Source organism: Jiangella anatolica, from assembly GCF_003236295.1.
Lineage (GTDB): Bacteria > Actinomycetota > Actinomycetes > Jiangellales > Jiangellaceae > Jiangella > Jiangella anatolica.
The window spans coordinates 1-13,358 of record NZ_POTW01000142.1; the positions used below are offsets into that span (position 1 = coordinate 1).

Annotated in this window: 14 protein-coding genes and 1 rRNA gene; 5 read left to right on the top strand and 10 right to left on the bottom strand. The window is 71.7% G+C overall.

What is annotated here, in order from left to right:
* The 3 genes from C1I92_RS31335 to C1I92_RS31345 all read left to right on the top strand — a co-directional run.
* Nucleotides 1-528: zinc-binding dehydrogenase (locus C1I92_RS31335; RefSeq protein ID WP_146605358.1), on the top strand; the 528-nt coding region annotated here is incomplete at its 5' end.
* Between the two features lie 55 nt (nucleotides 529-583).
* Nucleotides 584-889, top strand: a complete 306-nt coding sequence (locus C1I92_RS34160) for a helix-turn-helix domain-containing protein (protein WP_158564377.1) — start codon at nucleotides 584-586, stop codon at nucleotides 887-889.
* Entirely contained in the window at nucleotides 876-2,141 is a 1,266-nt protein-coding gene (locus C1I92_RS31345) for a HipA domain-containing protein (RefSeq protein ID WP_111258557.1), read from the top strand. Before C1I92_RS34160 ends, C1I92_RS31345 begins: the two co-directional genes overlap by 14 nt.
* On the opposite strand, the gene C1I92_RS31350 is transcribed toward C1I92_RS31345, so the two are convergent.
* The 4 genes from C1I92_RS31350 to C1I92_RS31365 form a co-directional block, all read right to left on the bottom strand.
* Nucleotides 2,138-2,620 (bottom strand): VOC family protein, encoded by a 483-nt coding sequence (locus C1I92_RS31350; RefSeq protein ID WP_111258558.1) that lies wholly within the window; start codon nucleotides 2,618-2,620, stop codon nucleotides 2,138-2,140. The genes C1I92_RS31345 and C1I92_RS31350 overlap by 4 nt on opposite strands.
* Before the next feature lie 10 nt (nucleotides 2,621-2,630).
* Entirely contained in the window at nucleotides 2,631-3,053 is a 423-nt protein-coding gene (locus C1I92_RS31355; protein ID WP_111258559.1) for a DNA polymerase ligase N-terminal domain-containing protein, read from the bottom strand.
* A 21-nt stretch (nucleotides 3,054-3,074) separates the two neighbouring features.
* Nucleotides 3,075-4,541 (bottom strand): carboxypeptidase regulatory-like domain-containing protein, encoded by a 1,467-nt coding sequence (locus C1I92_RS31360; RefSeq protein ID WP_111258560.1) that lies wholly within the window; start codon nucleotides 4,539-4,541, stop codon nucleotides 3,075-3,077.
* Nucleotides 4,542-4,631: 90 nt separating this feature from the next.
* Nucleotides 4,632-5,825, bottom strand: coding sequence for an ABC transporter permease (locus C1I92_RS31365; RefSeq protein ID WP_111258561.1), 1,194 nt, complete (start codon nucleotides 5,823-5,825; stop codon nucleotides 4,632-4,634).
* Nucleotides 5,826-6,118: 293 nt separating this feature from the next.
* On the opposite strand from C1I92_RS31365, the gene C1I92_RS31370 reads away from it, so the two are divergent.
* Entirely contained in the window at nucleotides 6,119-7,396 is a 1,278-nt protein-coding gene (locus tag C1I92_RS31370) for an IS110 family RNA-guided transposase (RefSeq protein ID WP_111258562.1), read from the top strand.
* A gap of 11 nt (nucleotides 7,397-7,407) precedes the next feature.
* On the opposite strand, the gene C1I92_RS31375 is transcribed toward C1I92_RS31370, so the two are convergent.
* The 6 genes from C1I92_RS31375 to C1I92_RS31400 all read right to left on the bottom strand — a co-directional run bounded on the left by C1I92_RS31375 (nucleotide 7,408) and on the right by C1I92_RS31400 (nucleotide 12,640).
* A complete protein-coding gene (locus C1I92_RS31375; RefSeq protein ID WP_111258563.1) occupies nucleotides 7,408-8,115 on the bottom strand; it encodes an ABC transporter ATP-binding protein in 708 nt (235 codons plus the stop codon).
* Nucleotides 8,112-9,245 (bottom strand): peptidoglycan-binding protein, encoded by a 1,134-nt coding sequence (locus tag C1I92_RS31380; protein WP_111258564.1) that lies wholly within the window; start codon nucleotides 9,243-9,245, stop codon nucleotides 8,112-8,114. Before C1I92_RS31380 ends, C1I92_RS31375 begins: the two co-directional genes overlap by 4 nt.
* Nucleotides 9,242-9,793 (bottom strand): hypothetical protein, encoded by a 552-nt coding sequence (locus tag C1I92_RS31385; RefSeq protein ID WP_146605360.1) that lies wholly within the window; start codon nucleotides 9,791-9,793, stop codon nucleotides 9,242-9,244. Before C1I92_RS31385 ends, C1I92_RS31380 begins: the two co-directional genes overlap by 4 nt.
* A 66-nt stretch (nucleotides 9,794-9,859) precedes the next feature.
* Entirely contained in the window at nucleotides 9,860-11,266 is a 1,407-nt protein-coding gene (locus tag C1I92_RS31390; protein ID WP_111258566.1) for a sensor histidine kinase, read from the bottom strand.
* Complete coding sequence (locus tag C1I92_RS31395) at nucleotides 11,263-11,940, bottom strand: response regulator transcription factor (RefSeq protein ID WP_111258567.1); 678 nt, start codon at nucleotides 11,938-11,940, stop codon at nucleotides 11,263-11,265. The genes C1I92_RS31390 and C1I92_RS31395 overlap by 4 nt, the downstream gene beginning before the upstream one ends.
* A 52-nt stretch (nucleotides 11,941-11,992) precedes the next feature.
* Nucleotides 11,993-12,640 (bottom strand): DUF4389 domain-containing protein, encoded by a 648-nt coding sequence (locus C1I92_RS31400; protein WP_111258568.1) that lies wholly within the window; start codon nucleotides 12,638-12,640, stop codon nucleotides 11,993-11,995.
* A 619-nt stretch (nucleotides 12,641-13,259) separates the two neighbouring features.
* Here C1I92_RS31400 and C1I92_RS31405 point away from each other — a divergent pair.
* Nucleotides 13,260-13,358: ribosomal RNA gene (locus C1I92_RS31405) — 16S ribosomal RNA — on the top strand; the annotation flags it as partial.

Below are 13,358 nucleotides of genomic sequence, written 5' to 3' on the forward strand. Positions count from 1 at the left end.
GGTGGGGTGGGCCTGTCCGCGGTGATGGGCGCCGCGCTGGCCGGCGCCCACCCCGTCGTCGCCGTCGACACGGTGCCGTCGAAGCTCTCGCTGGCCACGTCGCTCGGCGCGACGCACGTCGTGTCCGCGTCCGAACCGGATGTGGTTGGCGCCATCCGGGAGCTGACCGGCGGCGGCGCCGACCACGCCCTGGAGTGCGTCGGCAGCGCCGCCGTTCTGGAGACCGCGTTCGCCGCGACCGCCCGCGGCGGCACCACCGTCGCCGTCGGCCTCCCCGACCCGTCGCACCGGGCCGCCCTGCCCGCCGTCACCCTGACCGGCGAGGGCCGGGTGCTGCGCGGCTCGTACATGGGCTCGGCCGCGCCGGCCCGTGACATCCCGCGGCTGATCCGGCTGTGGGAGGCTGGCAAGCTGCCGGTCGAGCTCCTGCGCACCTCCACCCTCGGCTTCGACGACCTCCCCGCCGCGTTCGACGAGCTCGCCGCCGGCCGCGCCGTCCGCCAGCTCCTGCGTCCGTCCGCCTCCTAGCCTGTGGACGTTCGTGCACATCTTCTCTTGTGGACGTTCGTCCACATCCGCTAATGTGGATGATCGTGCACATCCCTTGGGGGTCGAAGTGTTCCGAAGCACGCGAGAGCTGGGCGCCGCGGTACGCGACCGCCGGAACGAGCGCGAACTGACGCAGGCCGAGCTCGCGCGGCGCGCCGGCGTGTCCCGCGAGTGGGTGAACGCGCTGGAGCGCGGCAAACCCAACGTCAACGTGACACAACTGATGGATGTCCTCGAGGTGCTCGATCTCGCCCTGGACCTGACGCCGTTGACGCGCGACACGAGAGCGGACGAGATCATCGACGAACTCTTCGGAAGAGAGCCCGATGACCACAGCTGAGCTGGACGTGTACCTGGACGGCGTGCGCTGTGGCGTCCTGCGGCAGTCCTCGGGCGGCAACCTCACCTTCGACTACGAGGACGCATATCGAGCGGGTAGGCAGCCGACGCCGCTGTCGTTGTCGATGCCCCTCGCGATCGCGACGCACGCCAATCGTGTGGTCCGCCCGTTCTTCGCCGGTCTGTTGACCGACAACCCGCAGGCTAGGGCGGCGCTGGCGCGTGAGTACGGCGTTTCGCTGGAGAATCCATTCGCGTTGCTCAGCCACGTCGGAGCGGATGTGGCGGGTGCGCTCCAGATCCTGCCGCCGGGAGTGTCGACAACGGACGGCGGTGGCCTTCCCGCGAGCCACACCCTGCTCGGGCCGCACGAGCTGGAGACACTCCTGCTGGACACGATTGCGGAGTATCGCGAGGGCATGCCGGGCGGGGGACCCTCGCAACGGTTCAGTCTGGCTGGGGCACAGCCGAAGGTGGCGCTTCATCGCTGTCCGGACGGTTGGGCTCGGCCGGACACCGGCACGCCGACCACTCACATCATCAAGCCCGTGGCGGGCGAGTACCGCCGACTGGACGTCGTCGAGCACCTGACCATGCGGGCAGCGGGCCATCTCGGACTCTCGGTGGCCCAGACATCCTTGTCCACCTTCGGAGAGGTGCGCGCGTTCGTCACCGCCCGGTACGACCGCAGGAGAGTCGGCGATCGTTGGATCCGGGTCCATCAGGAGGATCTGTGCCAGGCATTGGGGTTCCCGCCGGAGAAGAAGTACCAGCATCTCGACGGAGGGCCGGGCGTCGGCGCGGTGGCTCGACTGTTCAAGAGCCTCCCGTTGAGGGCCGATCGGGAGGAGACCGCACGCGACTTCTTCCGTGGGCTCATGTTCAACACGGTGCTCGAATGCAATGACGCGCACGCCAAGAACTACTCGTTGATCCTGGTCCAGGACCGCGTCCGCCTGGCACCGCTGTACGACCTCGTGACCTACGCGCCGTATGGTCGGCCCACTTATGCCGCCATGCAGATCGGCGGCGAGTACGAGTTCGCGAAGATCGGCGAGGCGCAGTGTCTGAAGGCCGCCAAGACGCTGGGCGTCGATCAGTCATGGGCTCGCGATCAGCTCGACGCTCTGCGCCGGGGTGCGGCAGGTGCCTTCGAGGCGGCCAGGGACGACCTGGTGCAGGCCGACTCCGACACCCGCGAGGCGGCATCTCTCCTCGTCGACGCGGTCGCCGGCCTGCGCCTGGTGCGCTAGGCAGTCCCCTCGTAGGCGGCCGCCAGCGCGGGGAGGTCGAGCTTGACCATCGACATCATCGCCGCGGCGGTGCGGCCGGCCTTCTCCGGGTCCGGGTCGCTGAGGTAGCGCAGCAGCTGCACGGGCGTGATCTGCCATGACACGCCGAACCGGTCCTTCAGCCAGCCGCACTGCGTCGGCGTGCCGCCGCCGGCCAGCAGCGCGTCCCAGTACCGGTCGATCTCCTCCTGCGTCTCGCAGGCGACGAACAGTGAGATCGCGTCGTTGAACGGGTCGTGCGGGCCGCCGTTGATGGCCATGAACTGCTGGCCGGCCAGCTCGAACGTCGCCGACTGGAGGGTGCCGGCGGGGAACGGGCCACCGTCGCCGAAGCGGGCGACCGAGGTGATGTGGGCGTCGTCGAAGATCGACGTGTAGAAGGTCAGGGCCTCCTCGGCGTCGTTCTCGAACCACAGGAACGTGATGATCTTCTGGCTCATGGTGTGTCCTTCATCCCGGCGCCGGTCTCTCCGGCGGCTCAGCAGTGGGTCGGAGCCGCTCCGCCGTTCTCGACACATCTCCCGGCTGTTCCAGTGTCCGCCGCAGCAGCCACCCATCGCCGGTGCGGATGAGCGCGTACCGCGCGGCGCCGTCCCGCCCGTGCAGGGTGAAGATCATCCGCCGCTCGGTGCGGTCGTGCTCCTCCCACCAGCCGGTGTCGGCGACGGACTTGTGCTCGTCCTCATAGTCCAAGTGGTCCAGGTCGTGGTCGGGCACCTCGACGGCGAGCCGGTTCTCGCCCGGCGTGCCGGGCAGGCCGCGCGGCACCGCCCACGACCGCAGCACGCCGTTCTCCTCCAGGCGCAGGTCGAAGTGGTGCCGCGGCCGGCGATGCTCGTGCAGCACGAACGCCGGCCGCCCGTCATCCCCCATACGAGGGTTGTACCCGATCGGTCAGCCGGTGACCCGGCGGCGCAGTGCCAGAACCCCAACACCGGCGGCGGCCAACAGCGCCGCGATCACGGCCGGACCGGCGCCGGCGCCGGTGTCGGGCAGCTCCTCGCCCGGCTCGTCCGTGGGCGACGCGGACGGCGTCGGACTCGGCTCCTCCGTCGGCGACGGCTCCTCGGTCGGCTCCTCCGTCGGGGTGGGCGACGGCGACGGGGTGGGCGTCGGCGTCGGGTCGGCCGTGATCGCCAGCGGCTCGTCCACCGGCACCGTCACCGGGATCCGGGTCGAGTCCGCGCCCGGCGGGGTGACGACGAGCTCGTAGTCGCCGGCCGGCACGTCGGGCAGCACGAAGTCGCCGTCGTCGTCGGTGGTGGTCTCCGCGACCACCTCGCCGTCGCCGTCCTCCAGCACGACCTCGGCCTCCGGGATCGGCTCGCCCTCCGGGTCGGTGACCGTCCCCGGCACCTCGAACACCTCGGTGGCATCCTCCATCAGGTCGAAGTCGACGCCGGCGGCATCCTCCGTCACCACGTCCGCGGGCAGCGTCGACGGGCCGACGGCGGTCAGCCCGTCCGGCACCGTCATCGTCACGTCGTACTCGCCCGGCGCGAGCCCGGGGAACGCGTAGGTGCCGTCCTCGGCGGTCGCGGTGGTGGCGATCACCTCTCCGGACGGGCCGGTCAGTGTGACCTCGACCCCGGCCTGCGGCTCCGACCCGTTCAGCGTCACCGTGCCCGCGACCGATCGCAGCTGCGACGCGAACCACGTGTGGTAGACGGGGAAGCCGGTCTGCCAGGCGAACTCGACGGTCAGCGACGACAGCGCGACCCGCGGCTGGAACCAGCCGGCCGCGCCGCCGGTGTCCGGACCGTTGCCGGTCAGCGTCACGTCCGACGCGCCGACGGCGGACACCGGCAGGTCGAAGCCGGTCCCGCCGGCCGGCGGGCCGGCCGAGCACACGCCGCTGGGCCGCGGCGACGCGTCGCAGTAGTTGAAGACGCCCTCGAAGCCGAGGTCGGCGCCGGACACCGGATCGCCGGAGGCGTCCAGGGCGGTCACGACGGCGGTGTCGGAGTCGATGTCACCGAGCGCGAACCCCCACCCACCGGCCGGCGTCGGAGCGTCGAAGACATAGCTGGTGGTCGACGGCGACGCGGCGGAGTCGGCGGCCGGACGCAGGTTGAGGTACGCCTGGTTCTGGCTGGACCCGAACACCTCGCCCCACGGCGTCGCCGCCGGGAGCCAGTTCGACGAGCCGCTGGGCACCGAGGCGGCCGCCCTCGAGTCGCTGGTGAACGTCGCCCCGGGGAACCCGGGCGGCAGCGTCACCGTGCCCGAGTAGTCCCCGCCGCTCCCCGTCAGCGTCACCTCGCCGTACGACGCCTCCGCGTGCGCCGCGCCCGCGGCCATCAGCGTCAGCACCGCCGTCACCGCGGCGACGGCCGCCGCCCGTACCGGTCCGCGTACCATGTCCCCGTTTGTCCTTCCACGTCGTGGCTGGTGAACGGGGTCATTGAACCCGCGGGCGGCGGCCGCCACCACCGATTCGCGCAAAACGCGTCACACGGCAGACAGTGCCGCCGTGGGTGGCATCCGGGCGGCCCGGGCCGCGGGATAGGCACCCGCCAGCGCCCCGACGACGATGGTCGCGCCGGCCGCGCCGGCCAGGACCCACACCGGCAGCGCGAACGGCCAGTCCCGCCCGGACGCGAACGCCGCCGTGGCCGCACCGCCGAGCAGCGCGCCGCCGACCCCGCCCAGCGTCGCCAGCAGCACCGACTCGCCGAGGAACTGACGGCGGATGTGCGCCCGGGTGGCCCCGAGCGCCCGCCGCAGCCCGACCTCGGACCGTCGCTCCAGGACGGCGATCACCATCGTGTTCGCCACCCCGATGCCGCCGACCAGCAGTGCCACCCCGCCGAGCGCCAGCAGCAGCGTCGTCAGCGTCTCGTCGGTCGCGGCCTGCGCGGCCAGCGCGTCGGACGGCCGGCTGACGGCGACCTCCTCCGGCGCCGCCGGGTCCACGGTGGCCGGCAGCAACGTCCGAACCTCGTCGATCGCCGTCTCGTCGACCCGCTGGTACACCGTCGTCGGCGCGCCGTCGAAGCCGAGCAGCGACTCCGCGACCGGCCAGCCGATCAGCGCCGACGTGTCCAGCTCCGGCGCCAGCGGCACCGGGTCCAGCACGCCGGCGACGGTGAACCACTCGCCGCCGAGCCACACCTGCACGTCGCCGTCGGTCCGCGACACCCCGAGCAGCTCCGCCGCGTCGGCGCCCAGCACGACCGCCGGGAACGCGCTGAGCGCGTCGTCCAGCCAGCGACCGGACGCCACCGTCGCGCTGACGGTGTCCAGCAGGTCGGTGCGCGCCGCGCTGACGGCGATCGACCCGGTCTGGTTCGGGTCGATCTCGTCGGTGCGGTAGACCGCCGCGTCCGGGACGATCCCGACCGCGCTCACCGACTCCACGTCGTCGAGCCGGGCCACCATGTCGACGGACTCGGCCGGCAGCTGCGCCGTGCTGACGAACGACTGGCTCGGCGCGACCGTGAGCAGGTTCGTGCCGAGGCTGCGCAGCTGCTCGTTCACCTGCTCGCGGCTGGACGCGGAGATCCCGACGACGGCGACCATCGCCGCGATGCCGACGGCGATGCCCAGCGCGGACAGGACGGCGCGCAGCGGCCGCGCCCGGAGCCCGGAGAACGCGACCCGGACGGTGTCGCGCGGCCGCAGCCGGGACCGGCCCGCGCTCACTGGTGCACCATCCTCTGGTCGGCGTGCTCGGTGAGGGCGTCGATGCACCCCGGGTGCCACCAGGTCACTGCCCGGCTCGCTTGACGCGTTCTAGCAGTGCGATGTCCGTCGTGAGATCTGCAGGATCTGGTGGTCGCTCGGAGTCTGTGGACCGTCGATAGGGCTGTGCGCCAAGGCTGGGGTTGCCGGCTGCGAGCGCCGATCAGTGAGCGAACCGGCAGGCAGACTCCGGCACCAACGGCGCCGTGTGACGAGGGTGCCTCCCCACTGGGTCTAGCAGCGAGGAGGCTGACATGAAGTCTGCCAGCAACACCATCGATAGTGAATCGTCTGGGTCTCTGCCCGAGGTTGCGGTCAACGACGTGACCGGTGGGATCGATTGGGCCCGCGATGACCACGCCGTGAGCATCGTCGATGCCCGTGGCCGTGAACTCGCCCGCACCATGGTCGAGCACACCGCCGCTGGTCTGCGTGAGCTGACCGGGTTCCTCGGCCGGCACGGTGTGGGTGAGGTCGCGATCGAGCGCCCTGACGGGCCCGTTGTCGACACGCTCCTGGACGCTGGCCTCACCGTGGTGGTGATCTCCCCGAACCAGGTCAAGAACCTGCGTGGGCGATACGGGTCGGCCGGCAACAAGGACGACCGGTTCGACGCCTACGTGCTGGCCGACACCCTGCGCACCGACCGGGCCCGGCTGCGGCCCCTGATCCCCGACACCGACGCCACCATCGCGCTGCGCCGGGCCTGCCGGGCCCGCAAGGACCTCGTCGGCCACCGCGTCGCGGCCGCGAACCAGCTCCGCATGCACCTGCGTAACGTCTTCCCCGGCGCCGTCGGACTGTTCGCCGACATCGACTCCGAGATCACCTTGGCGTTCCTGACTCGCTTCGACACCCAGGACCGGGCCGACTGGCTCACCCTTCAACGCCTGGGCGCCTGGCTGTCCAGGCAGGGCTACAGCGGCCGCACCGATCCCGCGGTGCTGCACCAGCGCCTCCTCCACGCCACCCGCGGAGCCACCGGCGAACACGCCACCAGCCAGGCCCACATCACCCACGCCCTGGTGGAACTGCTCAAGACGCTGGTCGAGCAGATCAAGACACTCTCGACCCAGATCGACCGCCAGCTCGACGAGCACGCCGACGCGCACATCTTCACGTCTCTGCCCCGCGCCGGCCGGGTCCGCGCCGCCCGGCTGCTCGCCGAGATCGGCGACTGCCGAGCGAAGTTCCCCACCCCCGAATCGCTGACCTGCCTGGCCGGCGCCGCACCCTCGACCCGCCAGTCCGGCAAGTCCCGCGTGGCCGGATTCCGCTGGGCCTGCGACAAACAACTGCGCGACGCTGTCTGCGACTTCGCCGCCGACAGCAGACGAGCCAACCCCTGGGCCGCCCAGCTCTACAACGACGCCATCACCCGCGGCAAAGACCACCCCCACGCCGTGCGCATCCTCGCCCGCGCCTGGCTCTACGTCATCTGGCACTGCTGGCAAGACCACGCCGCCTACGACCCCACCCGCCACCAAGCCCTCCAACGACTCCTCAACCAAGACCAACCGGAGCCGGCTTGACATAGGGCTTCTCACGACGCCACCGCCACGGACTCGTCGGACTCGATCCGCCCGTCCAGGATGTGCACCTGACGCGGCAGCTCGGCCGCCACCCCGTGATCGTGGGTGATGACGAGCACCGTCGTGCCGCCGTCGTGCAGTTCGTGCAGCAGCTTGAGCACGGCCGCGCCGGACGCGGAGTCCAGCGCGCCGGTCGGCTCGTCGGCCAGGAGGAACGACGGCCGCCCGGCCAGCGCCCGGGCGACGGCGACCCGCTGCCGCTGCCCGCCGGACAGCTCGTTCGGCCGGTGGTGCGTCCGGTCGGCCAGCCCGACCCGGGCCAGCGTCCGGGCCGCCCGGCGGCGCCGCTCGCGCAGCGGCATGCCGGTGTAGAGAAGCCCGTCGGCGACGTTGTCCAGCGCGCTCACCCCGGGTGAGAGGAAGAACTGCTGGAACACGAACCCGATCGCGTGCGCCCGCAGCGCCGACAGCTGCTTGTCCGACATCGTGCCGACGTCGCGGCCGGCGATGCGCACCTCGCCGGCGTCGGCCCGGTCCAGCGTGCCGAGGATGTTCAGCAGCGTGGACTTCCCCGACCCCGACGGCCCGACGATCGCGACCAGCTCGCCGGGCGCGACGCTGAGGCTGACGCCGTCGAGCGCCCGCACCGGCGGCCGGCCGGGGTAGCGGCGGTGGACGTCGCGCAGCCGGATCACCGGCTCCGCGGTCGTGACGGTCATCGTCCGGCCACCCCCACGACGTCGCCCTCGGCGATGCCGTCGCCGGTGACCTCGACCCGGCCGTCGGCGAACAGCCCCAGCTCGACGGGGACGACCGACGTCGTGCCGTCGTCGGCGACCACCTCCAGGCCGTAGCCGCCGCCGGACATCGCCAGCAGCGCCGTCACCGGCACGACCAGCACGTCCGCCCGCTCGTCGACCGGCCGCACCACGTCGACCGGCGAGCCGACCAGGGCGGCGTCGACCGGCTCGGCCAGCGCCACCTCCACCTCGACGACGGCGTCCTCGCTGCCCGCCGCCTCCTCCTCGCCGCCGCCACCGGCCGGCGGCGCCTCGACGACGGTCGCCGCGGTCACCGTCCCCGATGCCTCCGCGCCGCCCGGCAGGACGACGGTGACGGCGGTGCCGACGGCGAGCAGGTCCCGGTCGGCGACGTCCACCTCCAACGTCGCGACCTGGTCGGCGCCGGTGATGTCGAGCACCGGCGATCCCGGCGTGACCTGGGCGCCGACGTCGGCGTACACCGTGCCGACCCGGCCGCCCTCGGGCAGGAACACGACGTCGGACCTGCCGACGGCGCCGGTCTCCTCCGCGCCGATGTCCTCCTGCCACTCCTCGACCGCCTCCGCGGTGTTCTCGGTGTACTCGTCGTCGGCGGTGAAGCCCTCGTACCCGAGGGCCGCCAAGTTGGCCTCCAGTTGTTCCACGTCGATCCCTTCGTCGCCGATGCCCAGGTCGCGGTACATCGGGATCGCCCCCAGCAGCGCCGTCACCGGCCGTTCGTCCAGCCGGAACAGCTCGGTGCCGCGGGTGACCTCGGTGTCCACCGGCGCGACCCGGGTGAGCGTGCCCTGGGCGGCCGGGATGCCGAGCGCGTCGCCGTGGCCGAGGGTGCCCGACCACGTCTCGGTGGCGGCGATCGTGTCGCGCACGACCTCCGCGGTCGCCGCCGGCCCGGTGGACGTCGCGGCCGGCTCGCCGCCGTCGTCCTGTGTCAGGTACCAGTACGCCCCGCCGGCCCCGGCCACCCCGACGACGCCGAGCGTCAGCCAGATCAGCCGGGCCCGGCTCCGTCGCGGCCGGTCCAGGTCCGCGTCGAGGTCGTCCTGGTGGTCGAGCGTCGTCGTCACTGGCCACCACCTGGGCCGCCGAGCCGGATCGGTGCGCCGTTGAGCTCGGGCTGGCACGTGGTCATCGCGGCCTGGAACTCCGCACTCTGCGGGTCGACGCCGGCGGGCATGCTCAGCCTGCCGTCGGCGGCCGGGTCGGGCATGTCGATCCCGTTCTCGCGCATGCACTCGGTGAACGCGCGCAGCGACTCCAGGTCCTCTGGGCTGGTGTCCTGCATCTCGCCGCCGTTGGGCAGCAGCGACCGGCACTCCTCCATGGCCGCCTCGGAGCCCGGCGGCAGCTGCAGCTGGACGCCCGGCTGGCCGGGATCGGGGTCGGGCAGGTCGACGCCGTTGTCGCGCATGCACTGGTAGAAGTCGAGCTCGGCCTGCTCCGGGTCGGTCTCGCCGCCGCCGTCGCCGCCATCGCTGCTGCCGGCGCTGCTGTCGCCGGTGCCGGCCGCGGCGGCCGGGTCGTCGTCGTCCGAGCCGCACCCCGTCAGCGCGACGGTGAGCAGCAGGGCGAGGACCGGCAGCAGCCGGGAACCGCGCCGGGTGGATCGGGTCATCGTGTCCTCCGGGACGTCGTGGTTGTCGGTGCGACACCCACGCTCCCGGCGCGGCATGAGACGTCCTTAGGGCCGTTCTAAGAGCGGGCTGAGAATCGGCTGCGGCAGCACGAGAGTGAACGCGGCGCCGCCACCCTTGCGCCGTCCGGCCGTGACGGAGCCGCCGTGCAGCTCCGCGGCCTGCGCGACGATGGCCAGGCCGAGGCCGGAGCCGTGCCGTTCGCGGGCGGCCTGGCCTCGGTAGAAGCGGTCGAAGATGCGCGGCAGATCGGCGTCGGAGATGCCCGGCCCGCGGTCCAGCACCCTGATCCGGGCGCCCGCGGCCGTCTCGTCCAGCAGCACGTCGACGGCGCCGCCCGGCGGGCTGACCTGCACGGCGTTGCGGATCAGGTTCGCGACCGCCCGCTCCAGCACCACCGGGTGCACGACCGTTTCGAACGGGCGGCCGGCGACGGTGATGGTGACGGACGGGTCGATGCGGCGGGTGCGTGCGGCGGCGCGGTCGAGCAGCGCGCGCAGGTCGGTCTCCAGCGGCGGCTCCGGCTCGGTGCCGCCGCGGGCCAGCTCGACGATCTCGCCGACCATGTCGCTCAGCGCCGCCGCCTCGGCCTCCAGGTCACGCAGCAGTGCGGCGCGGTCCTCCAGGTTCAGCGTGCGGTCCGGGTGCTGTTCGCTGCGCAGCAGGACGCCGAGGTCGTTGCGCAGCGTCGTCAGCGGGGTGCGCAGCTCGTGTCCGGCGTCCTCGACCAGCTGCCGCTGCTGCGTCCGGGCGTCGTCGAGGGCGGCCAGCATCGCGTTCACGGACCCGGCCAGTCGCGCGACCTCGTCGCGGTCGTTGCCGGGCGGGTCGATCCGGTGCGCCAGGTCCTTCGTCGACGCGACCTGCTCGGCGGCGTCGACCAGCCGGTCGATCGGGCGCAGGCCGGTGCGCGCAGTCGTCCAGCCCAGCGCGCCCGCCGCCGCGACCCCGACGCCGGTGACGCCCGCTAGCAGCCAGGCGATCCTCGTCAGCGTCTCGTGCACGTTCGCCAGCGGCTGCACCAGCCGCAACGCACCGCCGCCTTCCAGCGACGCCGTCATCACCCGGACGTCCTCGCCGCCGACGGTCTCACTGCGCAGCAGCGGGCTCTCGATCTCGCCGTCCAGCATCCGCTGCTCCTCCTCGTCCAGGACCAGCGCGCCGGGCTCGTTGCCCGGTGGCAGCCCCGGCTCGACCGAGCCGTCGGGCGTGATCGTCTGCATGCCGAGCGGCTCGTTGCCCATCACCAGTGAGATGCGGTGGCGGGCGCCGTCGGGGAGCTCGGCGGCCGTCTGCGCCATCTCCTCGACGTCGGGGATGCGCGAGAGCAGCCGCTGGTCGATCTCGTCCAGCAGGCTGGAGCGGATCAGCAGCCACGCGGTGACGGACGCCGCGATCACGGCCAGCGCCACCGCGGCCGACGTCAGCAGCGCCAGCCGGGCCCGCAGCGTCACGGCGCCGCGCGCAGGCTGTAGCCGACGCCGCGGACGGTCTGCAGCATCCGCGGCTCGCCGCCGGCCTCGAGCTTCTTACGCAGGTAGCCGACGTAGACGTCCAGGGAGTTCGTCGACCCGTCCAGGTCGCAGCCCCACACCCCCTCGTACAACTGGGTGCGCGTGAGCACCTGGCGCGGATGGCGCATGAGCAGCTCGAGCAGGCCGAACTCGGTGCGCGTCAGCGTGATCTCCCGGCCGTTGCGGCGCACCTGCCAGGTCTGCGGGTCCAGCCGCAGGTCGCCGACCACGAGCGGCGCCTCGTCCTCCGTCGACGCCGTCCGCCGCAGCATCGCCCTCAGCCGCGCGAGCAGCTCCTCGTGCGCGAACGGCTTCACCAGATAGTCGTCCGCGCCGGCGTCCAGCCCCAGCACCCGGTCCCGTACCGCGTCGCGCGCCGTCAGCATCAGCACCGGCGTGCGGTCGCCGTCGCGGCGCAGCCGGCGGCACAGCTCGATGCCGTCCAGGTGCGGCATCATCACGTCCACCACCAGCACGTCCGGGCGCACGTCGGGGAAGCGGCGCAGCCCCTCGACGCCGTCGGCCGCGGTCGTGACGGCGTAGCCCTCGAAGCGCAGCGAACGCGCCAGGGACTCCCGGAGCACCGGTTCGTCGTCGACGACAAGGACCCGCACGTCCGCCAGTGTGCGCGCCGAGGTTAAGAGCAACCTGAGAGACGTCGTCCGGCTAGGGCTCCAGCCGGAACGGCGGGTACCGGTCGGTGACGAGCGTGAAGGCGTACCCGGCGACCCGGTTGTTCCACCGGATGACGCCCTCGACGAAGTCGAACAGCCCGCGCGGGTACCGCCCGGTGAACAGCACCGCGAACCACGCGATGACGACCGCCACGAACGCCCCGATGCCGAGGAAGAACAGCACGATGTAGTGGGGGATCGCCAGCAGCCACTTCACCAGCGGCAGCCACCGGTTCAGGTCGGTGCGCACGTCCGGGTAGGCGTAGTCCAGCCGCACCGACTGATGCTCGTCGGTCGACGGATACCGGTCGTCCATCAGCGCCAGGTAGCAGCTGACCCGGTTCGCGAACCGCTGCAGCTCCAGGTTCCAGTCGAACCACCAGCGCGGGTACTTCTGACGCACGACGATCATCAGCAGCGGCCCGAAGAACAGCAGCCCGCCGGCGCCGGCCGCCGCTGCCTCGGCGTCGTCGTAGGACCACTGCCAGGTACCGCCGGCGACACTGCCCAGCACGATGAGGATCGGGATCGCCACGATCAGCCGGAAGAAGGTCGTCAGCCGGTTCAGCGGCCGGTCCGGGTAGTCGACGGAGAACGTGACGGGATAGGCGGATGGCTCGTACGGCTGGTACTCCTGCATGACGCACCGTCCTGGGTCGGCGACAGGCCCGTGATCAGGGCTCTCACCAGGTGTACTACCGGAGCGACGGCCTGGGGGCGCGAACGCGCGAACCGGCCCCCGCCCGTCGATTTGACTCCGCCCCGCTGATCTTTGTAAGTTCTCCGTCGGCCCACGAGAGCGCGGGAGCACCGGGAACGGTGCGCCGGACTCGGGGGCCTCCCACTGAGCTCGATCAGATCGGCCTGCGGGCTTGATCCGAGGAACCCGGTGGGCTAGGCTAGACGGGTTGCCCGGGCGAGGGTCGTTCGACCGACAGCCGGCCAAATTCGAGAAAGCAGCGAATTTGACTCGGCAGACCGGGAAAACCTAAAGTAACACCAGCGTCTCACGGAGATTTCCGAGAGGAAATCAAGTGGGTGCGTCCGATTTTTGAGAACTCAACAGTGTGCCTGATGATGTTTGGTTGATGCCAAGTTTGTTTGTGTCCTCGGGCTGACATCTTCACTTTGGTGGGGTTGTTGGTTTGTTGGATTCCTTTGGTAGCGCAATTGTCCTCTTACCGGGGGATGGTTGTGTTGCTGGGGTTGAGTTTCTTCTGATGATGGTTGATCCACTCTTTTGAGTGATCGCATATTCATTGATGGAGAGTTTGATCCTGGCTCAGGACGAACGCTGGCGGCGTGCTTAACACATGCAAGTCGAGCGGAAAGGCCCTTCGGGGTACTCGAGCGGCGAA